Source organism: Paludisphaera sp., from assembly GCF_037189885.1.
Taxonomy (GTDB): Bacteria; Planctomycetota; Planctomycetia; order Isosphaerales; family Isosphaeraceae; genus Paludisphaera.
Genome location: NZ_JBBCIR010000062.1, coordinates 1 through 23,126 on the forward strand (window position 1 = coordinate 1; position 23,126 = coordinate 23,126).

Below are 23,126 nucleotides of genomic sequence, written 5' to 3' on the forward strand. Positions count from 1 at the left end.
ACCTTGGCGGGGGCCTGCGGCGTGGGGGTCTGCTTGGACGGAACCTGGGCATAGGCCGTCGAGGCCGCGAGGGCGACAGCCGTCGCGCCGAACAACCGAGCGCTCAACATTGTTGCAATCTCCACGGATACCGGATCGGGGGGTCGAATCAACCATCTCCCGGTGGTGAGACCGGTCGAGAAGGCGGCCGATCGTCATTCATGGCCGGACCAGTCGACCAACTGCGCACCCTGGGAGCTTTGCGGATTCTTAGGAGGATACAGAGACTCTGACGCCATGTCTAGAATCTCTTGCGAGAGAATATCGAGAATCCACGCCGCCCCGTCACATTGCGTCGATTGCAACGCCTGCAAAATCCACGCCGATTCCGAAGGCGGCCGGGCCGTCGAATCCTTCCCACCAGGTCTTCGCGCCCCGGGCCTCGGAGAAGTCCGGCGACGAACCTGTTGCCGAGAGTCTAGCATGTCGATTCCAATCGAGAGGGCTCGACCGCCCCCGGCGTGGGGTCCATGCGGGATGCCATGGGAGGGTTGGGCTGGGCGGGACGCGGAGGGCGACCGGGCCGATCCGCGATCTTCTGGCGGCCAGGATATTCAAGCGGGGCGGGAAGGCGTTCGCGACCAGGGCGACTTTGCCGCCTCGAATTCATATACGCAGGGAAGGGCCCCGACCGTTGGAAGGATCCGACACGCGGGGCGGGAGGGTCGATTGATCTCTCTCGTGTCGAACCAGGATGCGTGGAACGCGGCCCGCGAGCGGCGACGGCCCGCTCGCGCGGCGACGGCGCTGGTGTTCGCGCTGGTCGCGGCCGGGATGGCCGCGGGGCAGGAGGGGGCCGAGCCCCCCCGGATGCCGGACGGCCTGCGGTTCGCGCACGGCCTGTTCCGGCAGCGGAAGTACGACATGGCGGCGGAGGAATACGCCCGCTTCCTGGAGTCGGATCCTCGCCCGCCCCACGGCGACGACGCCCGCTTCGGCCTGGCCAGCGCGCGGCTGCTCGGGGGCGAGTACCAGGGGTCGCGCGAGGCGTTCCGCGAGTTCCTCGACAAGGCCCCCGACCATCCCCGCGCGCGGGCCGCGTGGTATCGGGTGGGCGAACTCTCGTACATGCTGGGGGACCTCCCGGCGGCCCGCGAGGCCCTGGAGAAGTTCACGTCCGACCCGGCCGACCACCCCAACCTGGAGACCGCGTGGACCTACCTGGGGGACGTCCGGCTCGCCCTGGACGACCCGGCCGGGGCCCGCGCGGCCTATGAGCGGTCGTTGAAGCGTTTCCCCGAGGCCAGGCTGGCCGACCGCGCCCGCTACGGGCTGGCGCGGTCTCTCGCCGCGACCGGCGAAGGCCCCGCGGCGCTGGAAGTCCTCGATGACCTGATCCGTCGCGAGTCGCCCGACTGGGTCGACAAGGCCCGCCTCCAGGTCGGCAAGATCGAGCTGGCCGCGGGGCGGTTCGAGGCGGCGGCCGAGGCGCTGGCGAAGGTCGGCCCCGGCCCCGTCCAGGGCGAGGCCCGCCTGCGGCGCGGCCAGGCGTTGACGCGGCTCGACCGGCTCGACGAGGCGGCCGAGCTGCTCGCGCCGATCGCCGCCGACCCGGCCGAACAGGCGTCGGTCGAGGCAGGCCTGGAACTCGCCGGCATCGACCTGCGCCGCGACCGCCCCGAGGACGCGCTGCGGACCCTGGAGGCGGTCCTGCCCCGCGCGGGGGGCTCGGCGCTGGGCCCCGCGTTGTTGTACCGATCGGCGGAAGCCCTCCGCGCCCTGGGGCGCGACGAGGACGCCCGGGCTCGGTTCCTCAAGCTCGCGACCGACCATCCGGCCGACCCGTGGGCCGACGACGCCCTGCTCGAGGCGGCCCGGCTCGCCGAGAAGGCCGGCGACCACGACGCCGCGGCCGACGCCGCGCGGAAGGTGATCGAGGCCGACGCGGGGGGCAAGCTCGTCCCGGCGGCGCTGCTGACCCTGGGCAAGTCCGAAGCCGCCGTCGGCCGGCACGACGCCGCGGTCGCCGCGCTGGAGAAACTGATCGGGGACGGTTCCAGGCCACCCGACGCCGCGCCCGAGGTCGTCGACGCCGCCCGCTACGAGCTGGCCGCCGCTTACAGCGCCGTCGGCAAGGCCGATCGGGCCGACGCGATGCTCGCGGCGCTGGCGGGGTCGAAGAACATCAAGACGGCGGCCGACGCGGCGTTCCTGCTAGGCCGGTCGCGCCTGGACGCCGGACGATTCGCCGAGGCCGCCGCCGAGTTCGAGCGGGCGCTGGAGGCCGCCCCCGACGGCCCGCTCGCCGACCACGCGCTCGCCAACCTGGCCGCGGCGCGGGTGGCCCAGGACCAGCTCGCCGAGGCGGCCGAGGCGATCGGCCGGCTGGACGCGAAGTCGCCGGGGAGCCCCGCGCTGCCGCCGGCGCGGCTGCGGCTGGCCGAGGCGCTCGCCGGGGCCGGCGCCTGGCCGGGGGCCGTCGCGCAGTTCCGCCCGCTCGCCGAGTCGACCGACGCGAACCTCCCCGCCGACCTCAAGGAACGCGCGGAACTCGGCCTGGCGCGGGCCCTGGCGAAGCAGGGGGACGCCGCCGGCGCCGCGAAGGCGTTCGACGCCGTCCTCGCCCGCGAGGTCGACGACTCCCGGGCCGCCGCGCTCGCCTACGAGCGGGCGCGGGCCGTGGAGGCGAGCGGCGACGTGGCCGCGGCCCTCTCCGCCTACGAGGGGGTCGAATCCCGCGACCCGAAGGCGGACGTCGCCCTGTTCGCCGCGCTCGACCGCGCCCGCCTGCTGTCGAAGGAGAAGCCGAAGGAGGCCGCCGACGTGCTCGGCCGGCTGCTGGAAAGCGACGAGGCCCGCGCGCGGCTGGAGGCGGCCGGCCAGTCGGTCGACGCGATCCTCGCCGATCGCGGCTGGGACCTGCTGGACGCCGGCGAGGTCGCCGAGTCCGACAAGGTCTTCGCCCGGCTGCTCGGAGAGTTCCCCGCCAGCCCCCTCGCCGCCGACGCCCGGTTCAACCTCGCGGAATCGGCCAATGAGCGCAAGGACTACGCGGAGGTCGTCAAGCTGCTCGCCCCGATGGTCGACGCCGCCCCCGACGCCCCGAAGCTCCCGGAGCGGCTCGCCCCCGGCGTCCTGTACCGCCTGGCCCGGTCGCGATTCGAGCTGGACGACCTCCCCGCCGCCGCCGCGACGTTCGACCGCCTGCTCGCCGAGGCTCCCCAGAGCCCCCGCGCCCGCGAGGCCCGATTGCTCCGCGCCGAGGTGGCGCTGCGGCAGGACCAGTTCGAGGCCGCCGAGAAGCTTCTGGCCGAGCTGATCGCCGCGCCGGGATCGCCCGACGACCCGCCCGGGCTGGTCGACCTGGCGAGGGAACGCCGCCTCCAGTCCCTCCTGGGGCTGAGGCGATGGCGGGACGCGCTCGACGCCGCCGACGCCCTGAAGCCCACGATCGCCGACCCGGCCGCCCGCGACCCGGTCGAGTTCGCGCGCGGCCGCGCCCTGATGGGCCTCGGCCGGCTCGACGAGGCCCGCGCCGCGTTCCAGGCGGTCATCGACTCGCGCAAGTCCGGCGACCTGGCCGCCCAGGCGCAGCTCATGCGCGGGGAGACGTTCTTCCACGAGGAGCAGTTCCTCCAGGCCCTCCGCGAGTTCCTCCAGGTCGACGTCCTCTACCCCGACGCCCCCCGCCGACGGGCCGCCGCTCTCCTGGAGGCCGGCAAGGTCTACGAGCGTCTCGGCCGCCCCGAGGAGGCCGCCGAGACCTATCAAAGGATCATCGCCGACCTGCCCGACGACCCCCACGCCGACGAGGCCCGCGACCGCCGGGAGAAGATCCAGGCCGCGCGCGGGGCGACGCCGTGAGGGGCGATCGCCGGCGCGAACGCTCGCATGTCGACACGGAAAGGATGCCATTCATGACCATGATTCGACGTATCGCGGCGGCCCTGATCGGGGCGTCGCTGATGGGCGGGGCGGCCGTCGCGGAGGAACCGCGGGGCGACCTGGCGGTCGAGGCCCAGCGCCGCGCGGCGCGGGTCGCGAGCGGGATCCTGGTCTGGTACGAGCGGACGCCGGCCGGCGAGCGCATGGCCTGGGGCGGGCTCGCGGCGTGCGCGGCGCTCGGCGCGTGCGCGACGGCGGAGCGGCTGTTCCGGCTGCGTCGGCGGGCCGTCGTGCCGAACGACTTCCTCGTCCGGTTCGTGGACCGGCTGCACGCCGGCAAGCTCGACGGCGGCCAGGCGCTCGACTACTGCGAGATGCACCCCAGCCCGGCGGCGCGGGTCGCCCTGGCGGCGGTGCGGCGCTGGGGACGCCCGGCGACGGAGCTGGAGCGGGCCGTCGACCTGGCGCACCGCTGGGAGTCGGAGCAACTGCGGCGGAACGTCGGGACGCTCCGGAGGATCGCGGCGCTCGCCCCGCTGATCGGGCTGTTCGGCTCGCTGCTGATGGCCCAGCGGCTGCTGAGGCTCGCGGGCGACGGGCCGATCGCGTCGGCGTCGCTGGCGGACGCGCTGGGGCCGCTGGCCTGCGGCGTGGGCCTGGGGGTCGTCTCGATGGCCCTGAACGACGTCCTGGCGACGCGCGTGGAGCGCCTGGGGGGGATGCTCGACCGCCTGGGCGCCGAGACGATCGACGCCGTCGCGATGACCACGGCCGTCGCCGCGCCGACGCTGCCGGCGGCCGCGCCGGCGCCGCACATCCGCATCGGCGAGCCGCGCGGGCCGGTCGTGGCGGCGCCCGTCCGCGTCTCGTCGCCGCGGGCGCGTCGCGACGAGCCTTCCGTGGGGGCGTGACCCCCGCCCCCGCCTTCGGCTATGCTGGCAGGGAGGAGGCGGAGCCCATGACCGGACTGGACCTGGAATCGTTCCTGATGCTGCTGAAGGCCGACCTCGGCGCGTGGGCGCTGGGGGCGCTGGCCCTGATGGCGGCGGCGATCCTGGTCTGGGTGAGCTGGGGGTCGCGCAACGCGATCCGCCAGTGCCTGGCCCTCTCCGTCGCCGCGCACGCCGCGCTTTTGGTCGGCGGCGGGAGCGTCCCGGCGATGATGCGGGCGCTCGACCCCGGCCGCGACCAGGAGAAGGCCGAGCGCCGGGTCCGCGTCACGCCGGTCGTCGAGACCGCCGCGGGGGACCTCCAATCTCGGCCGTTCGGCGCGGCCGAGGGGGCGGGCCGGCGCGCCGGCGTCGCGGCGATCGACCGCCTGGACCGGCCCGTCGCGCCGACCTCGGGACGGCACGCGACGGAGCGACCCGAGGCCGATCCGTCGTCGCGTCCGGCCGTCCCGGAGCCTCCCCGCCTTGATGCCCCGACGCTGGCCGCCGCGACGACCAACGCCCCGGCCGTCCCGGAGCCGCCTCCCCCCGAGCCGGCGGCGACTCCGCTCGACGCGACCCCCTCGCCGCTCGCCGCGCCGCCGGGGCCGATCGAGGCGGTCGTCGACGCCACGCTCGAAGCCCCCGAGCCCGCCGCGCCCGAGCCCTCCCGGGCCGAGGCGCCGAGGCCGAGCGTCCCCATCGCCGACGCCCGCCTGCGGCCGGCGCGGCCCGGCCGGGGAGCGGAGCCGTCGCCGCGGGTCGTCGCGGAGGCGCCGAAGGTGGAGCCGCCGCCGCTGGCCGTCGCGACGATCCGCCCGACGCCGGTCGAGACCCCCGCGCCGGCGCTGGCGGACCTGTCCCGGTCGTCGCGGCCGATCGGCCCGATCACCGAGGTCCCGGAGATGTACCGCCCGCGGATCGAGGCCGATCGATCCGCCCGCGCCGTGAGCGCCGGGGCGAGCCGGGCGAGCGAGCTGGCCGTCGAGCGGGCGCTCGACTGGCTGGCCCGGCATCAGGACGACGACGGCCGCTGGGACGGCGGCACCGCCCGCTACGCCGACGGCGAGGCCGTGGAAGGGGACGACGACTACACCGTCCACTGCCCCGAGGGGGACGTCTGCGAAGGCGAGTGCGCCTACTGGGAAGCCGACACCGGCCTGACCGGGCTGGCCCTGCTCACCTACCTGGGCGCGGGCTACACCCACAAGGAGGGGAAGTACGCCCGCGTGGTCGCACGCGGCCTCACCTTCCTGCTCCGCCAGCAGAAGCCCGACGGCGACCTCCGCGGCGCGAGCAACACCGTCGGCCTGTACTGCCACGCCATGGCGACGCTGGCTCTGTGCGAGGGGTACGCGCTGTCGCTGGACGAGCGCCTCTGCGGCCCCGCCGAGCGTGCCGTCGCCTTCCTGGCCCGCTCGCGCGCCCGCGACGGCCAGTCGTGGCGCTACGCGCCGGGCGCGGCGATCGGCGACACCAGCGTCCTCGGCTGGGTCGTCATGGCGCTGAAGTCGGCCCGCGAGTCGGGCCTGCCGATCCCCGAGCAGGACTCGCTGGAGCGCGGCGCCGCGACCTGGCTCGAGCGGGTCTCCGACGGCGAGTCCGGCGGCCTGGCGAGGTATCAGCCCGTCGACAAGGTGACCCCCACCATGACGGCCGAGGCCTGGGCCTGCCGCCAGTTCCTCGGCCTCGGCGGCCCCGGCCCCGCCAGCGCGGAGGCCGCCGCTCACCTCCTCGAACACGAATCCGACCGCGGGGAGACGAACGTCTATTACTGGTACTACGGCACTCTGGCCATGTACCAGCACGGCGGCCGCCCCTGGGCCGAGTGGAACGGCCGCCTGCGCGACCGCGTCGTCACGCTGCAACGCACCGGCGGCCACATGGCCGGGAGCTGGGACCCCGACGAAAGCATCTACGGCGCCCGCGGCGGCCGGATCTACTGCACCGCGCTCGCCACCCTGACGCTCGAGGTCTACTACCGCTACCTCCGCCTCTACGACGAGCCCAGCCTCCCCGAGCACTTCGACGAGGACGACGAACTCCCCGACCCCGCCCCGCCGCTGGAAGCCCCCAACCTCCGCTGAGCGCCGCCGGGGTTTCAGGCGAACAATTGGCCGACGACGACCTCGAAGCCAGGTAGGATCGGCTCCAGCCGCAGGACGTCGTCCGGGCCCAGCGCGACCGGCGGGCGGTCTACCTGGACGACATGCGCCGTCCGCTTGTCCGGGTCCAGGACCACCACGGCCAGCACCCCGGCCTTCAGGTACTCGCCCACCTTCTCCATCACGTCCTTCCAGCGATCGCTTGGGGAGATGACCTCGCAGGCCAAGTCGGGGGGCGTCGCGGCGTAGCCGACCGGCTCGCGACCCTTCGGGACGCGCGCATAGCTGTAATACGACACGTCCGGCCCTCGCACCGTGTCCGGCCCCCGCTCCGTCACCACCCCGGCGTCGTTGCCCAGAACGCGGCCGAGGTCGTTATCGTCCACGTGTATCGCAAGCAGCTTGGCGAGTCTTGCACAGACGAAACCATGCCTGAATCCCGGCGGCGGAGGCATGACGACGACCCCTCGCACCAGTTCCTCGGCCATGCCCGAGTCGGGCCGCTTCGCGAACTCCTCGGCCGTGAGTAGGCTGGCTTGCCGGTCGACGGTCGCCATCGCGGATCCTCCTTCGCCTCGTGGTCTCGGCCCCTTCATTGTCTCGCCCGGGGGAAAGGTCGTCCAGCGCGGCGGGCTTCGAAACGACGAACCGCCCCTGGACGCGGCGTCCGGGGCGGTTCGGGGGTTGCTCGATCGGCGGCCGAGGGCCGGCCGGCTCACTTCTCGGCGAGGGCCTTCTCGACGGCTGAGACGACTTCCTCGGACTCGGGGGCGGTCTTGGGGTCGAAGCGGGCGATGACCTCGCCGTCGCGGCCGACGAGGAACTTGGCGAAGTTCCACTTGATCTCGCCGGCGTGTCCGGGGTTGGTGGACTCGCTGGTCAGGAAGGCGTAGAGCGGGTCGATGCCCTCGCCCTTGACGACGATCTTGGAGAAGAGCGGGAAGCTCACGTTGTACCTGGTCGAGCAGAATTCCTTGATCTGCTCGTTCGTCCCCGGCTCCTGCGCCCCGAACTCGTTGGCGGGGAAGGCGAGCACTTCCAGGCCCTGGCCCTTATACTTCTCGTAGAGGGCTTCCAGGCCCTCGTACTGCGGGGTGAGGCCGCACTGGCTGGCCGTGTTCACGACCAGGAGCACCTTGCCCCGATACTTGGACAGCGGGACCTCGGCGCCGTCGATGTCCTTCATCGTGAAGTCGAGGACCGAGGCGGGGGGCTTCTCGTCGCCGCCGACGGCGGGGGCCGCGAGGAGCGTCAGCAGGCCGAGCGCGGGCAGGAACGAGAGAGCGAGGAGGATTCGTCCGGGCACGGTGGTGGTCCTCTCCAGGTGGTGACGATCTTGGGGGGCCCGGCGGGGGTCGCGGCGGAGCCCGGCTGCGAATTCGATGCCGTTCATCTTGGGCCCGCCGCATGCGATTTGCAAGGGCCGTCGAGCAACAGTTTAACCTTTCGGCCGCCGGAGGTTCCGCCCGCGGCGGGAGTCGAGGACGCGATGGAAGAGACGCTGACGCCGGGCGCCCGGCGCGCCCTGGATCGAGCCGCCGGCCGGGCGGTCGCGCGCGGGGCCGCCGCGGTGGAGCCCGCCGACCTGATCGCCGCCCTGGTCGACGAGCCCGAGTCCCGCGCCGCGGAGTTGGTCGCCGAGTTCGGCCTGGAGCCCGAAGGCGTCCACCGGGCGCTCGGCGTCGCCTCCCCCTCGGCCGCCGCTGAGGGAGCGAAGGTCGCGGAGGCGCCGGAGGCCCCGCAGTCTCGGTCGATGCGGTCCGTGCTCGGCGAGGCGACCGCCCGCGCCCGGGTCGACGGCCGCAAGGCGAGCGTCGGCACCGAGCACCTGCTCGCCGGCCTGCTCGTCGAGGCGGGCGACGCCCTCGCCGCCCTGCGCGACGCAGGGCTGGACCTGGACGGCCTCCGCGACCTGCTCACCCGCGAGGAGGAGCCCGAACCCCTCCCCCCGCTGGAAGGCCCGCCGCTGGATCTCTCCGACGCCGTCCGCTCCGTGGACATCGCCCGGGTGCTCGACGCCTCCGCCAACCGCGCCCGCGAGGGCCTGCGCGTGGCCGAGGACTACGCCCGGTTCGCCCTGGACGACCCCGGCCTGACCCGCCGGCTGAAGGAGGTCCGCCACCGCCTGGCGGAGACCCTCCGCGGCTTCGACCCCGACCTGCTGATCGCCTCGCGCGACGTCCGCGAGGACGTCGGCGCGCACATCATGACCCGATCGGAGCAGGTCCGCGAGAACCCCCGCGCGGTCCTCGCCGCCAACTTCAAGCGCGCCGCCGAGGCGCTGCGGTCGCTGGAGGAGTACGGCAAGCTCGTCGACGTCTGGATCGCCGGCCGGTTCGAGGTCCTGCGGTACGACGTCTACACGCTCGAAAAGCTGATGATGACGGCCGTCCAGGCGTACCGGACGCTGGACGACCGCCGGCTGATGCTGCTGGTGGGCGGGCTCCCCACGCTGGGCGACCTGACCTGGATCGTCGGCGAGGCGCTGGCCGGCGGCGCCGACGTCGTCCAGCTCCGCGAGAAGAACCTCCCCGACCGCGAGCTGCTGACCCGCGCCCGCGAGGTCCGAATCCTCACCGCCCAGGCCGGCGCGCGGTTCATCATGAACGACCGCCCCGACCTGGCCCGGCTCGCCGGCGCCGACGGCGTCCACCTCGGACAAGACGACGTGACCGTCCGCGACGCCCGCCGGATCGTCGGGCCGAACATGGTGATCGGCGTCTCCACCCACGAGCCGGCGCAGGTCGACGCGGCCGTGGTCGCCGGCGCGGGCTACCTGGGCGTCGGCCCGGTGTTCCCCAGCGCGACCAAGGACTTCGACGAGCCCGAGCTGGCCGGGCTGGGATACGTCCGAACGGTCGCCGACTCGACCAAGCTGCCGTGGTTCGCCATCGGCGGCATCGACGAGTCGAATGTCGATCGCGTGCTGGAGGCCGGCGCGTCGCGGATCGCCGTCAGCGCCGCGATCGTCAGGGCCGAGCGCCCGCGCGTCGCCGCCGCCGCCCTCCGCGCCGCGCTCGACGCCGTCGGATGACCACGCCCCCGCGACCGATCAGCCCCGGCCGAAGTCCGGGGCCATCTCCTCGAAGTCGGGGCGGAAGCGGGGCGGGGGGGGGAGTCGCCTCAGCAGGCGGGCGGCGAGTCGGCCCGCGGGGAGGTCGGCGACGAGGAGGCGCTCCGGGCGGTCGAGGTCCTCCAGGATCCCCCGCGAGGCCAGGTAGCCGCTCCGGACGGCCCCCTCCATCGTCGCGGGCCACTCGGTGTCGGTCCAGTCGCCGGCGAGGTACAGGCCGTCGACGGGGGTGCGCTGGGGGGGGCGGATCGCGTCGACGCCGGGGGTCGGCGCGAAGGTCGCGGCGTGCTCGGTGACGACCCACCAGCGCGTCAGCTTCGCCTCGCGCGCCGCGGGCCACATCTCGGCCAGCTCGCCGAGGATCACGTCGCGCGCCGCCTCCTTGTTCATCCACGCGAGGTCGTGCGAGGCGCTAACGACCACCTGGAGGTACTCGCCGCCCCCCTTCGGCTCGCGGCCCTGGATGCGGGTGTGGTTGAAGACCCAGTCGAGCAGCCGACCCGGGGCGACGACGTGGTCGAACGGGCAGACGGGGCGGTCGAACCACAGATGGATGCCGGTGATCGGCGAGGGCTCCATCGCGGCGATCGCGTCGAGCCCCGGCGTCCGCTCGCGGAGCGCGGGGGAGAGGAGGCCGCGGACGCGATCGAACGGGACGGCGACCACGACGAAATCGGCGTCGATCGCCCCGCCGTCGCGGAGCGTGACGCCCCGGAGGTCGCCGTCCTCGTCGGCGTCGATCGAGCGGACGCCGGCGGTCAGCCGGACGTCGACGCCGCGGTCGCGCAGCCACGTCTCCAGCCGCAGCCCGTATAGTTCCCCCAGCGGCGCGGCGGGGATCTCCATCTGGAAGCCCTCGCGGTTGGCGAGGAAGCCGTCGACGAAGACCTTCCGGGCCATGGCGAAGTCCATCCGATCCAGCCGGCCATTGAGGGCCGAGACGAGGACCGTGGCCCAGAACAGGTGGATCGTCCGCGTGTTCTGGCCGTTGCGCCAGAGCCAATCGGCGAAACTCTCGCCGGGCCTCCCCTCCGCGTCGAGCGCCAGCCGGGCCATGCCGTGGGCGACCCGCAGCTTGTCGCGCCAGCCCAGGTAGTTCGACCGCAGGAAGCTCGCCCCGAGGTGGAACGGCGCGGGGGCGAGGCCGGCCTTGAGGGTCGAGGTCCGGCCGTCGGGGCCGAGGAACGTCACGGCGGGCTCGCGGCGGAACAGGTCGGCGATCCCCACGCGGCGGCAGAAATCCGCCAGGTTCGTGCAGCAGGCCATGCTGACGTGCTGGCAGTTGTCGACCAGCTCGCCGGTCGCGGGGTCGGTGAACGAGGCGGCCCGGCCGCCGAGGCGGGGGCGACTCTCCAGCAGGGTGACGCGCAGGCCGCGGTCGACGAGCGTCGCGGCCGTCGCCAGCCCGGCGAGGCCGCCGCCGACGATGACGACGCGGGGCATGGGGGGGGCGGGGTGGCGACTCATCGGGCCCGCCTCACGACACCAGGTCGCGTTCGCGGGCCCCGGCCGCCGCGACGCCCGGCCCGAGCCATCGCGAGGGGAGCGACCGCAGGGCGATGAGCACCTTCCGCCGCTTCGAGACGGAGGCGCGCCCGGCCAGCACGTCGTAGTCGCGCCGGACGATCTCGTCCAGCAGCGCCCGATAGATCCCCTTGATCGTCAGGAGGACCGGGCGGCCGACCGGCGCGACCAGCGGGACCAGCGCGGCGGCGTCGTCGTAGCAACGGTAGGCCCGCGCCGCGTACTCCTCCAGCAGCCGCCGGAGCGCCGGGCCGACGTGGGGGGCGTCGAGGTCGGCGTCGGCGACGCCGAAGCGGTCGAGGTCGGCCTGGGGGAAGTAGACGCGGCCGTTGCGGCGGTCCTCGGCCACGTCGCGGAGGATGTTCGTGAGCTGGAGCGCCAGGCCGCAGCGGTCGGCCAGCCGCTCGACGCGGCCGTTGTCGGACTCGTACCCCCAGATGTGAATGCAGCAGAGCCCGACGGCCGACGCCACCCGCCGGCAGTAGCCGGCCAGCTCGTCGAAGTCGGCGAAGCGGCGGGGCGTCAGGTCCATCTCGACGCCGTCGAGCACCTCGTGGAGCAGGGCGGGGGGGATGGAGGCGCGCCGGACGGTGTCGACCAGGGCGGGGAAGCCGGGCCAGGATGTCGCGCGGCCCTCGAGCGCGGCGTCGAGTTCGGCGCGCCATTCGGCGAGCGCCCTCGCCTTGTCGACGCCCGGGGCGTCGTCGTCGGCGAGGTCGTCGGAGCGCCGCATGAAGGCGTAGAGGGCGCACATCGAGCGGCGACGGTCGGCCGGCAGGAGGCGGAAGGCGTGGTAAAAGTTGCGGGCCTCGCGGCGGGAGACCTCGCCGCAGAACCGATGGCTCTCCGCGAGCGCGACGGTGGTCACGGCCGGGCCTCCGCGGGCTCGGGGCGATGGGCCTCGCGGCCGGACGACCAGCGGGCCTTCGCCAGACCGAACAGCGCCCGAGCCAGCAACCGCGCCTTGGCAACCTTGCCCAGCGACGGCCGAGCGGTCAGGACGTCGTATCCGCGAGCCTCGATCCGGTCCAGGATCGCCAGCCCCCCGCGCGAAAAGAGGTCGACGTCCACGGCGAAGGCCGGCGGGATGCGGCCGACGAGCGGGCGGCCGGCCTCGAACAGCTCGCGCGTGCGCCCGACCTGGAAGCGGAGCAGGGAGGCGAACTCGGGGGTGAAGCGCCTCGCCCGCAGGTCTTCCTCGCGGACGCCGAAGCGGTCGCGGTCCTCGCGGGGGAGGTAGAGCCGACCGATGTCGAGGTCGCGCGAGACGTCCTGCCAGAAGTTCGCCAGTTGCAGCGCCGTGCAGGTCTTGTCGGAGAGCCGGGCGTTTTCCTCGTCGTGGGCGCCGGCGACGCGGAGCACCAGCCGCCCCACGGGGTCGGCCGACCGCGCGCAATAGTCCAGGAGCTGGTCGAAGGTCTCGTACTCGGCGACCTCCTGGTCCTGGACGAAGGCGTCGATGAGGTCGTGAAACGGCTCGCGCGGGATGGCGTATTTCTCGACGGTCTCGCGGAGGGCGACCATGACGGGGTGCCGGGCGCGGCCGTCGAACATGGCGTCCAGCTCGCCGCGCCACCAGGCGAGGAGTTCGCGGGAGCGGGCGGGGTCGCCGACCTCGTCGCCCAGGTCGTCGGACCATCGGCAGAAGGCGTAGATCGACCGGAACGCGGGGCGATGCTCGCGGGGGGTGAGCCAGGTGACGACGCTGAAGTTCTCGTAGTGCGAGGCCGTCAGCCGGGCGCAGTAGTCCAGGGAGTCCCGGAGCGAGAGGGCTTCGAGGGCCGGTGGGCCGAATCGCCGGAGGTCCGTCTCGAAGGTCATGCCGTGGTCGCTCCGCCTCGTGGGGCCGGCTCGCGCGGCCGGGGCCCCGATTCTACAGCCCCGCCCCGGATCCCGCCAGCCGGGGGGCTGTCCATTGACCGCGCCGGGCGTGCCCGTGACAATCGGCCCGACCTCGCCGGCCGTCCCCGGATCGGCCGCGATCATCCGATCCCCTCCCACGGAGAACGACCCATGCGCATCCCGACGACGATCGGCCTGTCGGCCGTTTTGGCCGCGGCCCTCGCCATCCAGGCCCCGACGGCCCTGGGCCACGAGCCCGTCGCCCTCTTCAACGGCAAGGATCTCTCGGGCTGGGTGTCGCCCCCCGACGCGTCGCTGTTCACGGTCGAGGACGGCGAGATCGTCGGCCGGACGGAGGGGAACCTCAAGAAGAACCAGTTCCTCGCCTCGGAGGAGAGCTACAAGGACTTCAACCTAAAGGTGAAGGTGAAGCTCCGCAACCACAACTCCGGGATCCAGGTGCGCAGCCAGGCGAAGGGCGAGGGCGTGGTGACCGGCCCGCAGGCCGACGCCGCCGAGGGCTACTGGGGCCTGCTGTACGACGAGGGGGGCCGCGGCATCCTGGAGCAGTACCCGCCGGAGAAGGCCGAGAAGCTGATCCGCAAGGGGGACTGGAACGACTTCGACATCACTTTCAAGGGGAAGCGGCTGACGATCGCCATCAACGGGACGACCGTGATCGATCGCACCGACGAGGAGTTCCCGGACGAGGGGATCATCGCGTTCCAGGTCCACACCGGCCCGGCGATGGAGGTCCGCTTCAAGGACGTGGTCATCCAGGAGCTGCACTGACCGAAATCGGCCCGCCGGCGTCAGGAATCCTCGGCGTCGGCGGGCCGGTCCTGGATGCAGATCCAGCGGTATTTCAGCTCGCCGAGGATCCGCCAGAAGAGCCGGCTGTGCATGCGCCCGGGGACGCGCCCGCAGGCCGTCGCGGAGAAGCTGTCCGGCTCGGTGTATTCAAGGTGATGGGCGACCTCGTGGAGGAAGGTGTCGAACAGCTCCTCCAGCGGGCGCCGGCCCTCGTCGCGGTCGTTCGCGTAGACGCGGACCAGCCGTCGCGAGCGGTAGTAGCCCCCCAGGACGCGGGCCGTGGGCCGGGCGCCGATGTCCAGGTCGAAGTCGACCCGGCAGCGGTAGACGCGGGCGAGCCGGGCGCGGAACAGGGGCGCGATCGCGGAGACGGGGATCTCGAAGCGGCTGGGGTGGCGCGCGGGCCGTCGGATCTCGACGGCGGGCGCCGACGCCGCGTCGGCTCCCCCGCGCTGGCGCGCGGGCCTGGTGCGGGGCGGGTTGGGGTCCATGCGGATGTCGCTGGCGTCCTGGGGCGGGCGGTCGGTTTCCAGCGATTACTGTATCACGCCTCGCGGGCGCGCCAAACGGATCTCGCCCCTGTTTGACACGGCCCGGCCCGTTCGGCCATCCTGGGGGGTCGGGAGGGCGATGGGATGCTGGTGCTGACGAACGACGACGGTTACGACGCCCCCGGGCTGGCCGCGCTCCGCGAGGCGGTCGCCGGGCTGGGCCCCGCGCGGGTGGTCGCGCCGCTGGAGCCCGAATCGGGCTGCGGCCACCGGGTCACAACGCACCATCCGCTGGTCGCCACGACCCACGCCGGCGAGGTCGTCGCGGTCTCCGGCACCCCGGCCGACTGCGTCCGCCTGGCGCTGCACCACCTGGCGCCCGGCCACGCGTGGGTCCTCTCCGGGATCAACGCCGGGGGGAACCTGGGCGTGGACGTCTTCCACTCCGGGACCGTCGCCGCGGTGCGCGAGGCCGTCATCCACGGCGTGCCGGGCATCGCGATCTCCCACTACATCGCGCGGGGACGGCCGATCGACTGGGCCCGCGCCTCGCGATGGGCCGCGCCCCTGCTGGCAGACCTGATCGCCCGCCCCTGGACGCCGGGGACGTTCTGGAACGTCAACCTGCCCCATCCGCCGGACGACGCCCCGGACCCCGAGGTCGTCTTCTGCCCCGTCGACCCCTCGCCGCTGGAGCTTCGCTACGAGGTCGACGGCGAGCGGTCTCTCTACCGCGGCGACTACCAGGGCCGCCCGCGCCGCGAGGGGACCGACGTGTCGGAGTGTTTCGCGGGCCGGATCGCGGTCAGCCTGATCCGGCTTTTCGACGCCGACCCGCCCGCCGGGTAACCTGGAACGGCGAGGGGTTGAGGTCTGGCCTAGCCCTTCGCGCGCGTGGCATAATCGTCGTGGCGACGGCCGAGGCCCGGCCGCGCCGGCGATCTTTTTCGCGCCATCCTTCACGATTATTCCATCGAAGTCCGATCCGCGGGAGAACGATCCGATGAGGCGAGGGTTGCTGGGAGTCGCGTGCTCGACGTCGCTTTCTCTGGCCATGGCCTGGGGGTGCGGGGATCCGAACGACCTGCAGATCGGCCCGGTCATGCCCCCGGGGGCGACGCCGATCCGCAAGGTCGACGAGGACAACGTCGCCCAGGCCCTCGGCGAGTCGGCCACGGCCGTCGCCAGGTCGACCTCGGGCGACGCCAAGGAGCCCTTCCCCCCCGCGCCGCCGACGGCGATCGGCGAGACGAAGACGCTGGACGGGGGCGTGACCTATGAGACGGTGAAGGAGGGGACGGGCGACGAGGTGAGGTCGGGCCGGGTGGCCGTGGTCCACTACGTCGGCACGCTCGACGACGGCACGGTCTTCGACTCTAGCCGCAAGCGTGGGAGCCCCGCGGAGTTCACCCTCGGCAGCGGCGGCCTCATCAAGGGCTGGGAGCACGGCATCCCCGGCATGAAGGTCGGCGAGATCCGCAAGCTGGTCATCCCGCCGGACATGGGCTACGGCGGCCAACGGAAGGGGGAGATCCCCCCCAATTCCACGCTCACGTTCGAAGTCGAGCTGATGGGCGTCAAGTAAGCCGACGCGCCCGGCCCCGAGACCCCGCGAGCGACCGAGTCGGAATCACCACCACGAGGCAGAGCATGGCAAGCGCGTCGACCACGCCCACGCTGTCGGGGATGAAGTATCGGGTGGTCAACACCCTGGGGGAGGGGGCCGGCAGCACGATCCTCCAGATCGCCGACAAGAACGGCGGCAAGAGATACGCGCTGAAGACCGTCCGCAAGCACGAGCCCGAGGACGACATCTACATCGACCAGCTCCGCACCGAGTACGAGGCCGCCCAGAAGCTCAACCATCCGGCGATCGCCCGGATCTACGACTTGAAGATGAAGAAGTCGTGGTTCCGGGTCGTCGGGGCCGACCTGCTGATGGAGCTGGTCGACGGCAAGACCCTGGACGAGATCGAGGCGCCGGAGCTGAGCCAGCTCGTCCTGATGTTCTCCCAGGTCGCCTCGGCGATGGCCCACATGCACCGCCGGGGGGTCTACCACGGCGACCTGAAGCCGTCGAACATCATGCTCACCAAGAACGGCCAGGTGAAGCTGATCGACTTCGGCACCGCCTGGGTCCGCGGCGTCGACAAGAACCGCGTGCAGGGGACCCCGCAGTACATCGCGCCCGAGCAGGCGTCCGAGAAGGTCGTCAACGAGCGGACCGACATCTACAACCTCGGCGCGACCATGTACCGCATGTTCACGGGCCGATACGCCCAGCCCGACATCCCCCGCGCCGGCGTCGAGCGCAAGCTGACCGCCGTCAACAAGATCAACCCCCGCGTCCTCTCCAAGCTCAACAACCTGGTCCTCTCCTGCCTGCAACTCAACCCCGAGAAGCGCCCCGCCGGCATGTTCGAGATCCGCGAGACCCTCTCCGCGGTCATCAAGGAGATGGGCCTGGAAGAGGTCGAACTCCGCGGCGCCGACGAGGAAGACTGAGCCCCGCCGGGTCCCTGGCCCGCTCGTCGTCCTCGGGGCAATCCCTCTCCCGCCCCCCAACTCGTCGAGCGTGAAGCGTGCCGCCGCTCTCTCGCCGGGCAGACGGCCCGGGGGGAGGGGAGACGGCACCGGGCCGACATCCCTCTTCATGATTATGACGCGGGCGTCCCCCGGCGGGCTCGGCCTCCGCGCGGCCCGCGTCGGGGAGGCGCCGGCTCAAGCGGTGGCGTCGTCCTCGTTGACGACGACGGTGCCGTCCTCGAGGCGGCTGATGGAGCCCCATCGGCGGACGTTGTGGGCGTGGCCCAGGGGGTCGGCGGCGACTTCCTGGATCGTGTAGACGCCGGTCCTGAGGTCGGCGACCACGCCCCGGATGTACTCGATCGAATCCCCGTGGGCCAGCTCCACCCCCTCGGCGTCGATCAACTGATATCGCTGCGATCGATTCGGCTTCGTCATCGTCCCCTCCGGCTCTCGGGCTCGCGCCTCGCGAGGCCGCGGGGTCGCCGCGTCGCGAGGCGTCGTCGTCTTCCATTATATAGGCATAGGCGACGGCCGTGCCGGACTCAGGGCTGACGCTCGATCTTGCGCGGCGGTTCGGGGGACTGCGCGGCCTTCCAGCCGAGCCGGAACGCGGCGCGGGCGACGCGGGCGGCCTTCTCGGCGTCGATCTTCTCGGCGTCGTCGGTCGGCTTGTGGTAGTCGTCGTGCAGCCCGGCGAAGAAGAAGATGACCGGGATCCCCTTGGCGGCGAAGTTGTAGCTGTCGGTCCGGCCGTAGAACTGGTCGGTGTCGAACAGCATCTCCAGGCCCTCGGCCTTGGTGGCCTCGGCGGCGTCGACGACCAGCGTGTTGTGGTCGGGCAGGTCGGGCGAGGGGGTCGCGCCGATCTTGGCCGGGTCGTTGCGGCCGATCATGTCGAGGTTGATGTTGGCGACGATCCGCGCGCCGTCGGGGAGGGTGGGGCGGTCGGCGTACCACTTGCTGCCGAGCAGCCCCTTCTCCTCGGCGGAGACCCACAGGAACAGGACGCTCCGCGCCGGGCGGGGCGCGGCGGCGAACGCCTGGGCGACCTCCAGCAGGCCGCTGGTGCCGCTGGCGTTGTCGTCGGCGCCGTTGTAGATCTCGCCGCGATCGTCGACCCCCTCGTGGTCGTAGTGGGCGCTGTAGACGATCACCTCCTTCGCCTTCTCCGGGTCGGAGCCGGGGAAGAAGCCGACGACGTTGCGGTCCTCGATGGGCTCGCGGCGGGCGGAGTGGGCGAAGCGCGCGTGCAGGGTGCCGCCGTCGGCGGTCGGGGGCGAGGCTTCCGGCGCGGAGAGGCCGAGCGCCTCGACGAGCCTCTGGCCCAGCGGCGCGACGAGCGTCACGGCGGGGATCTCGACGGGCGCGGGGCCGAGCGTGAGGCGGGGGCGGTCAAACCCCATCTGCCGCGGCGTGACGACCGACGGCACGCCCGGCGGAGGCGGGGCGATCAGGATCAAGCCGAGCGCGCCCTTCTCCCGCGCGGCGCGGACCTGGGCGGCCTGGTCGCCGCGATGGGCGAGGACGAAAGAGCCCTTCACGTGCTTGCCGGCGTAGTCGTCGATCTTGTTCTCCGCGTCGACGCGCCCGAGGCCGACGAAGACGGCCGGGGCCTCGACCTCGCCGGCGGCGACGTTGCCGGGGAAGTACGTGTAGTCGGCGCCCAGCTCGCAGGCGATCTTCCGACGCCCCGGCCCGTGGACGATCGTCAGCGTCAGCTCGGCCCCGCCGGATTCGGGCATGGTCCGCTCCAGCATGAAGCACTGATAGTAGGACCGCTTCCCGCCGTGGATATGGTCCCCCATCGGCTCGGCGCCCATCCCCGCCAGGGCCGACGCCAGGTACTCGGCCGCTAGCCGGGCGTCGACCGTGCCGGCCTCGCGGCCCCGGAGGAGGTCCGACGCGAGGAAGCCGACGTGCGCGCCGATCTCCCGGCCGGTGATCGTCGCCAGCGCCTCCGCCGGCGGTTCGAGCGAGGGGGCATCGACGGGCGCCTGGCCCTGGGCTACGGGAGGAATCAGCAGGGCGACGGCGAGGGCGAGTGCGAACAGCGTCGGACGTCTCATGCGGGGTTCCTGTCGAACGATGATCGATATTTCGAGATTTGCAGACATAACGCCCTTCCCCCCCGGAGGGGGAAGGTGGCCCGGAGGGCCGGATGAGGGGGGGCGAGCGCGACGCCTCCCGGAGTTCGAAGGGGCCTTCCGGGGCCGTCGGCCTGCCCGAAGATCCCGATTTCCGAAGCCCCGCGGGCGGGCTCCCCCTCATCTGACCGCTTCGCGGTCTGTCTTCCCCCTCCAGGGGGGAAGACCGTCGATCGCGTCATCGCTCGAGCGCCTCCAGGCCGGCGAGGACGGCCTCGGGGACGAGGAGGACCGAGCCGTGGCGGAAGTCGGGCGGGAAGGAGACGCGGTCGGATTCGTCGGTCCAGTTGACGAGGTCGGGGGAGGTGACCAGGCCGTAGCGGTGGTCGACGTACTTGTCGAAGTAGACGAACCAGCGGTCGCCCAGCTTGATCGCCGAGGGGCCTTCCGCCCAGTAGTCGCCGGTGATCGGCGGGGAGGGGGGCCCGTAGGGGCCGATCGGAGCGTCGGCGAAGGCGACGCGGATGTTCTTCGCGGGGGGCGTGCGGGTCTCGTCCTTGATGAACATCGCGAAGCGGTCGCCATCGCGGACGATGGTCGAGTCGATCGAGTTGAAGCCCGGGTCGTAAAACAGCTTCGTCGGCGTGAAGGCCTGGAAGTCCTTCGTCGTCGTGACGTAGGTCCGGTGATTGTAGCCGTCGTCGCCGGCGGCCTCGGTCTCGGGGAAACGGCCGGGGATGGTGGAGGCCCAGAAGATCAGGAAGCGGCCCTCCGCCTCGTCGTGGAAGAGTTCCGGCGCCCAGACGTTGCGGGCGTTCTCGCCCTTCATCACGTCGATCTGGCGGGCCTCGGACCAGTGGATCAGATCCTTGGACGAGGCGTAACCGATCGCCGAGTGGGTCCACCCCGTCGTCCAGACCATGTGGAAGGTGCCGTCGGGGCCACGGGCGATGTCCGGGTCGCGCACCAGGCCGCCGCCCACCTTCGGCTGGAAGACGGGCCGATCGCCGTTCAGCGCCGTCCACTTGTAGCCGTCGCGGCTGGTCGCCAGGTGCAGGCCGTCGTCGCCGTTGCCGCGGAACGACGTGAAGACGAGCGCCTGCCCCGGGGGGACTGCGGGATCGGCCGCGAGGGCGGGGCGGGTGAGGATGACCGCGAGGGAGGCGAGCGCGAGCGAGAGCGCGAACGATGGCGGGACAGGGCGGTTCATGGCGAGTCGGCCTCGGGCCCCCCGACGCGCGAGCGTGCCGCGCCCGGTCGTCGCGGGGCCGACGACGGATCCAGGCCTCCAATCGAGCAGGCCGGGCGTCGGAAAACAAGCCAGGCGCGCGCCGAGGCCGGCGCGTCCCGGGTGGGGGACGCGCCGGCCTCGGCGTCGATCGGGATCGGTCGTGGCGTCAGCGGGGGTTGCCGACGGGACGCCAGCCGGGGGAGCCGCCGGAGGGGGCCGCGGCCGGCTTGCGGGTCGCGGGGGCGACATCCTCCTCGTTGACGGCGCCGGTCGGGACGTCGTCGCCTTCTTCGTCCTCGTCGAAGTCCTGGGGCGGGAAGGGGGAGTCGTCGCGGTCCAGGTCGAGGTCGGTCTGCTGGGCGGCGAGGTGGGGGATCCCCTCGGCGGGCCGGGCGGACCGGGGCGCGGCCCAGGCGACGCGGTCGCCGCCGGCGCGGCTGCTGGCGGCCTGGACCTGGGGCCGGCGGGGGTCGCTCGGCTCCAGCGGCTCCAGGCGGATGCCGACGATCGACGGCTCGGGGACCGAGAGCCCGCCGCCACGCGCCGACGGCTGCCGCCGGCTGTCCGGCTCGGGCGACTGGCCGCGGATGCTGCGGCCGGGCCGGGAGTTGTCCGCCATCAGCGTGCCGGAGCCGTCCAGCGACGGCGGCGCGTAGAGCGCCGCCAGCTTGTTGCGGTCGAGCAGCCGATAGATCGACTCGGGGGCGGCGTAGAGGCCGCGGTTGCCCTGCGGCTCGGCGAAGTTGCAGACGCCCGCGACGAAGCCGTTGTCGGTGTAGAGGCCGCCGCCGGACCGGCCCTGCTTCGGGGCCCGGACGCACTCGATCGCCAGGTGCTCGTCATTCCCCTTGAGGAGCCGCGTCGGCGGCCGGGTGATGACGGTCTCCCACATGGTCGCGTCGGCCCCCTCGGAGCAGCCGACCGTGTACATGTGCATGCGCTTCTTCGGGTCGAAGTGGGGCGGCACCACGCGCGAGGCCGGGAGCCGCCGGCCGGGCCGGATGACGATCAGGCCGACGTCGGTGGCGAAGTCGTAGTCGACGGCCTTGCCGGGGATCCCCTCCTCGACGCAGGAGAGCTGGTCGCCGTTCCGGCCCTTGAGCTTGCCGTCGAACAGGTCGACGGTGATCTTGTTCGGGAACTTCGACGGCGGGTAATTCCGCCCGTTGTCGGCCTTGAATATGTGCGCGCAGGTGAGGATCAGGGACTGCTCGTCCGTGCTGTGGATGACCGTCCCGGAGCCGAAGCCGATCGAGCTGCCGTTGTGGACCCGGATCCGGACGGCGGTCTCCCACGGCTTCGGGTTGACGGCGCGGTTGCGGGCGTTGCGCTCGGCGATCTCGCTCTCGGTGAGCCCGTCGTCGGCGGCCTGGTCGGGCTCGGCGTCGACGAGCCGGGCGTCGGGAGGTTCCTCGGCCTCGGCCTCGGGCTCCTCGTCTCCCTCTTCGGCGCCGCGGTCGGCCTGACGGGCGGCGGCCTGGTCGCGGGCCTGGAGGTAGAAGCGGGCGAGCTTGCCGGCGGGCTGGGCGCCGGAGGTACGCGCGAGTTCCGCGCCCGAGGCGTCGACGACGACGAACGTCGGGACGGCCTGGACGTTGTACTTCTCGGCGAGGTCGGGCGAGCGGTCGATGTCGACCGACTTGACCGGGTAGTCTTTATCGATGAGCGCCTTGACGGCGGGGCGCATCTGGCGGCAGGGGCCGCACCATTCGGCGTTGAAGTCGAGCAGGACGGGCTGGGGCTCCCCCGCCGCGGCCTGGGCGGCGCCGGCGAGCAGGAGCAGCACAGGTGCGAGTTTCATGCCGCTAGGACTCCTTTCCCTCGGGGGCGTCCGTCCGACCGGGCCTCGCGAAGGGGGCCCGGTCCCGGAACCGGCAGCGCGACGCGCGAGCCGACCGAAGCCGACGCTAGCGTCCGGGCCGTCCGTCGCGAGAGAAAAGGCCGCGTCGCCCGTCCGGCCGCCGTCTTGTGGACGGGCACCCGGCGCGCACGATCCGAGCCCCGTTGCGGGGGCGTCGGCGCCGAAAGAAGAGGGTGAGCATCGAGGTGGCGAGCGATGAGCCGGGGGGCTTCCCCGGACCTTCCTTGGGCGGCGGGCCTCGCGAAGTCGGCCCCGCGGTCGACCCTCATGGCCGTCCGCGTCCCGCCGTCCGGGTCGATTCGGTCGATCACGGCCCCGTCCCGTTCACGGCGAGACGAGGCCGACGACGCGAGCCGTCCGGCCGACAGTCCCGCGCCGTCCACGCCCTCCCTGACTCTCCACCATCCCGGGCGTCCCGCCCTGGGGATACGGCGATCGGAGGGGGTCGCGTCCACCGCGGTGAGCCCCTTGTACTAGAGGTGCCTCAGGAGTACCAGAGCAGATATCGGCGATTCCGCCCCGGACTCTTGAGCCCTTTCTAGAATCTCGATCGCCGCGCATCCGGGCGCGTCGAGGAGCCTCTCCCCGCCCCGAAAGGAGGCACGCCTCGCGGTCGTCGGATGTGGGGGACGACTCGCCCCATGGGGCACATCGACAAGGAGGAGCCCATCCCCCCTTCTCCCCTCGTGGGAGAGGGTGCTCCGGAGGGGCGGATGGGGGGGCGCGATCGGGGGCCGCCGGAGCGTCTTTTGTGGTGGGGGGGGGGGGGGGGGGGGGGGG

The 23,126-nt window shown here is 73.0% G+C and carries 18 protein-coding genes; 8 read left to right on the top strand and 10 right to left on the bottom strand.

The genetic code is table 11. The annotated features are described in order from the left end of the window. The first annotated feature begins 708 nt into the window (after positions 1–708). The 3 genes from WG209_RS17420 to WG209_RS17430 are packed head-to-tail and all read left to right on the top strand — an operon-like array spanning position 709 to position 6,880. Positions 709–3,843 carry a tetratricopeptide repeat protein gene (locus tag WG209_RS17420; RefSeq protein WP_337176351.1) on the top strand — a complete coding sequence of 1,045 codons (3,135 nt, stop codon included), beginning with the start codon at positions 709–711 and terminating at the stop codon, positions 3,841–3,843. Between the two features lie 59 nt (positions 3,844–3,902). Then, positions 3,903–4,775, top strand: a complete 873-nt coding sequence (locus WG209_RS17425) for a MotA/TolQ/ExbB proton channel family protein (protein ID WP_337176352.1) — start codon at positions 3,903–3,905, stop codon at positions 4,773–4,775. Between the two features lie 47 nt (positions 4,776–4,822). Beyond that, entirely contained in the window at positions 4,823–6,880 is a 2,058-nt protein-coding gene (locus tag WG209_RS17430; protein WP_337176353.1) for a hypothetical protein, read from the top strand. Between the two features lie 14 nt (positions 6,881–6,894). Here the strand turns inward: WG209_RS17430 and WG209_RS17435 are convergent, their stop codons facing one another. After that, entirely contained in the window at positions 6,895–7,455 is a 561-nt protein-coding gene (locus WG209_RS17435; RefSeq protein WP_337176354.1) for a Uma2 family endonuclease, read from the bottom strand. Between the two features lie 158 nt (positions 7,456–7,613). Continuing rightward, on the bottom strand, positions 7,614–8,153 hold the full coding sequence (locus WG209_RS17440; protein WP_337176368.1) for a glutathione peroxidase: 540 nt from the start codon (positions 8,151–8,153) through the stop codon (positions 7,614–7,616). Between the two features lie 234 nt (positions 8,154–8,387). On the opposite strand from WG209_RS17440, the gene WG209_RS17445 reads away from it, so the two are divergent. Beyond that, on the top strand, positions 8,388–9,932 hold the full coding sequence (locus tag WG209_RS17445) for a thiamine phosphate synthase (protein WP_337176355.1): 1,545 nt from the start codon (positions 8,388–8,390) through the stop codon (positions 9,930–9,932). Between the two features lie 18 nt (positions 9,933–9,950). Here the strand turns inward: WG209_RS17445 and hpnE are convergent, their stop codons facing one another. From hpnE to hpnC, 3 genes are read right to left on the bottom strand one after another with little or no spacing between them, the layout of a single operon-like run. Then, positions 9,951–11,438 carry a hydroxysqualene dehydroxylase HpnE gene (gene hpnE, locus WG209_RS17450; protein WP_337176356.1) on the bottom strand — a complete coding sequence of 496 codons (1,488 nt, stop codon included), beginning with the start codon at positions 11,436–11,438 and terminating at the stop codon, positions 9,951–9,953. Between the two features lie 10 nt (positions 11,439–11,448). After that, the gene (locus tag WG209_RS17455; protein WP_337176357.1) at positions 11,449–12,363 is read right to left on the bottom strand and encodes a phytoene/squalene synthase family protein; all 915 of its coding nucleotides are present in this window, start codon (positions 12,361–12,363) and stop codon (positions 11,449–11,451) included. Beyond that, the gene (gene hpnC / locus WG209_RS17460) at positions 12,360–13,316 is read right to left on the bottom strand and encodes a squalene synthase HpnC (RefSeq protein WP_337176358.1); all 957 of its coding nucleotides are present in this window, start codon (positions 13,314–13,316) and stop codon (positions 12,360–12,362) included. The genes WG209_RS17455 and hpnC overlap by 4 nt, the downstream gene beginning before the upstream one ends. A gap of 192 nt (positions 13,317–13,508) precedes the next feature. Here hpnC and WG209_RS17465 point away from each other — a divergent pair, with 192 nt between their 5' ends. Further along, entirely contained in the window at positions 13,509–14,129 is a 621-nt protein-coding gene (locus WG209_RS17465) for a DUF1080 domain-containing protein (protein WP_337176359.1), read from the top strand. A 20-nt stretch (positions 14,130–14,149) separates the two neighbouring features. Here the strand turns inward: WG209_RS17465 and WG209_RS17470 are convergent, their stop codons facing one another. Then, a complete protein-coding gene (locus WG209_RS17470) occupies positions 14,150–14,641 on the bottom strand; it encodes a hypothetical protein (protein ID WP_337176360.1) in 492 nt (163 codons plus the stop codon). Positions 14,642–14,785: 144 nt separating this feature from the next. Here WG209_RS17470 and surE point away from each other — a divergent pair, with 144 nt between their 5' ends. From surE to WG209_RS17485, 3 genes are all read left to right on the top strand, one after another. After that, the gene (gene surE, locus WG209_RS17475; RefSeq protein ID WP_337176361.1) at positions 14,786–15,490 is read left to right on the top strand and encodes a 5'/3'-nucleotidase SurE; all 705 of its coding nucleotides are present in this window, start codon (positions 14,786–14,788) and stop codon (positions 15,488–15,490) included. Between the two features lie 154 nt (positions 15,491–15,644). Continuing rightward, on the top strand, positions 15,645–16,226 hold the full coding sequence (locus WG209_RS17480; RefSeq protein WP_337176362.1) for an FKBP-type peptidyl-prolyl cis-trans isomerase: 582 nt from the start codon (positions 15,645–15,647) through the stop codon (positions 16,224–16,226). 65 nt (positions 16,227–16,291) lie between these two features. Then, the gene (locus tag WG209_RS17485) at positions 16,292–17,146 is read left to right on the top strand and encodes a serine/threonine-protein kinase (protein WP_337176363.1); all 855 of its coding nucleotides are present in this window, start codon (positions 16,292–16,294) and stop codon (positions 17,144–17,146) included. A 216-nt stretch (positions 17,147–17,362) separates the two neighbouring features. Here WG209_RS17485 and WG209_RS17490 read toward each other — a convergent pair whose 3' ends face one another. The 4 genes from WG209_RS17490 to WG209_RS17505 all read right to left on the bottom strand — a co-directional run bounded on the left by WG209_RS17490 (position 17,363) and on the right by WG209_RS17505 (position 22,286). Next, complete coding sequence (locus WG209_RS17490) at positions 17,363–17,605, bottom strand: hypothetical protein (protein ID WP_337176364.1); 243 nt, start codon at positions 17,603–17,605, stop codon at positions 17,363–17,365. Positions 17,606–17,712: 107 nt separating this feature from the next. Continuing rightward, positions 17,713–19,236, bottom strand: coding sequence for a M20/M25/M40 family metallo-hydrolase (locus tag WG209_RS17495; protein ID WP_337176365.1), 1,524 nt, complete (start codon positions 19,234–19,236; stop codon positions 17,713–17,715). Positions 19,237–19,492: 256 nt separating this feature from the next. Beyond that, a complete protein-coding gene (locus WG209_RS17500; RefSeq protein WP_337176366.1) occupies positions 19,493–20,464 on the bottom strand; it encodes a glycoside hydrolase family 43 protein in 972 nt (323 codons plus the stop codon). Between the two features lie 187 nt (positions 20,465–20,651). Next, the gene (locus tag WG209_RS17505; RefSeq protein ID WP_337176367.1) at positions 20,652–22,286 is read right to left on the bottom strand and encodes a thioredoxin domain-containing protein; all 1,635 of its coding nucleotides are present in this window, start codon (positions 22,284–22,286) and stop codon (positions 20,652–20,654) included. Positions 22,287–23,126: the final 840 nt, after the last annotated feature.

Bases quoted from the DNA above. Each gene is read 5' to 3' on its own strand.
- WG209_RS17425 (WP_337176352.1), top strand. From the start codon at position 3,903: ATGATTCGACGTATCGCGGCGGCCCTGATCGGGGCGTCGCTGATGGGC.
- WG209_RS17430 (WP_337176353.1), top strand. From the start codon at position 4,823: ATGACCGGACTGGACCTGGAATCGTTCCTGATGCTGCTGAAGGCCGAC.
- WG209_RS17435 (WP_337176354.1), bottom strand. From the start codon at position 7,455: ATGGCGACCGTCGACCGGCAAGCCAGCCTACTCACGGCCGAGGAGTTC.
- WG209_RS17445 (WP_337176355.1), top strand. From the start codon at position 8,388: ATGGAAGAGACGCTGACGCCGGGCGCCCGGCGCGCCCTGGATCGAGCC.
- hpnE (WP_337176356.1), bottom strand. From the start codon at position 11,438: ATGAGTCGCCACCCCGCCCCCCCCATGCCCCGCGTCGTCATCGTCGGC.
- hpnC (WP_337176358.1), bottom strand. From the start codon at position 13,316: ATGACCTTCGAGACGGACCTCCGGCGATTCGGCCCACCGGCCCTCGAA.
- WG209_RS17465 (WP_337176359.1), top strand. From the start codon at position 13,509: ATGCGCATCCCGACGACGATCGGCCTGTCGGCCGTTTTGGCCGCGGCC.
- WG209_RS17470 (WP_337176360.1), bottom strand. From the start codon at position 14,641: ATGGACCCCAACCCGCCCCGCACCAGGCCCGCGCGCCAGCGCGGGGGA.
- surE (WP_337176361.1), top strand. From the start codon at position 14,786: ATGCTGGTGCTGACGAACGACGACGGTTACGACGCCCCCGGGCTGGCC.
- WG209_RS17480 (WP_337176362.1), top strand. From the start codon at position 15,645: ATGAGGCGAGGGTTGCTGGGAGTCGCGTGCTCGACGTCGCTTTCTCTG.
- WG209_RS17485 (WP_337176363.1), top strand. From the start codon at position 16,292: ATGGCAAGCGCGTCGACCACGCCCACGCTGTCGGGGATGAAGTATCGG.
- WG209_RS17490 (WP_337176364.1), bottom strand. From the start codon at position 17,605: ATGACGAAGCCGAATCGATCGCAGCGATATCAGTTGATCGACGCCGAG.
- WG209_RS17495 (WP_337176365.1), bottom strand. From the start codon at position 19,236: ATGAGACGTCCGACGCTGTTCGCACTCGCCCTCGCCGTCGCCCTGCTG.
- WG209_RS17500 (WP_337176366.1), bottom strand. From the start codon at position 20,464: ATGAACCGCCCTGTCCCGCCATCGTTCGCGCTCTCGCTCGCGCTCGCC.
- WG209_RS17505 (WP_337176367.1), bottom strand. From the start codon at position 22,286: ATGAAACTCGCACCTGTGCTGCTCCTGCTCGCCGGCGCCGCCCAGGCC.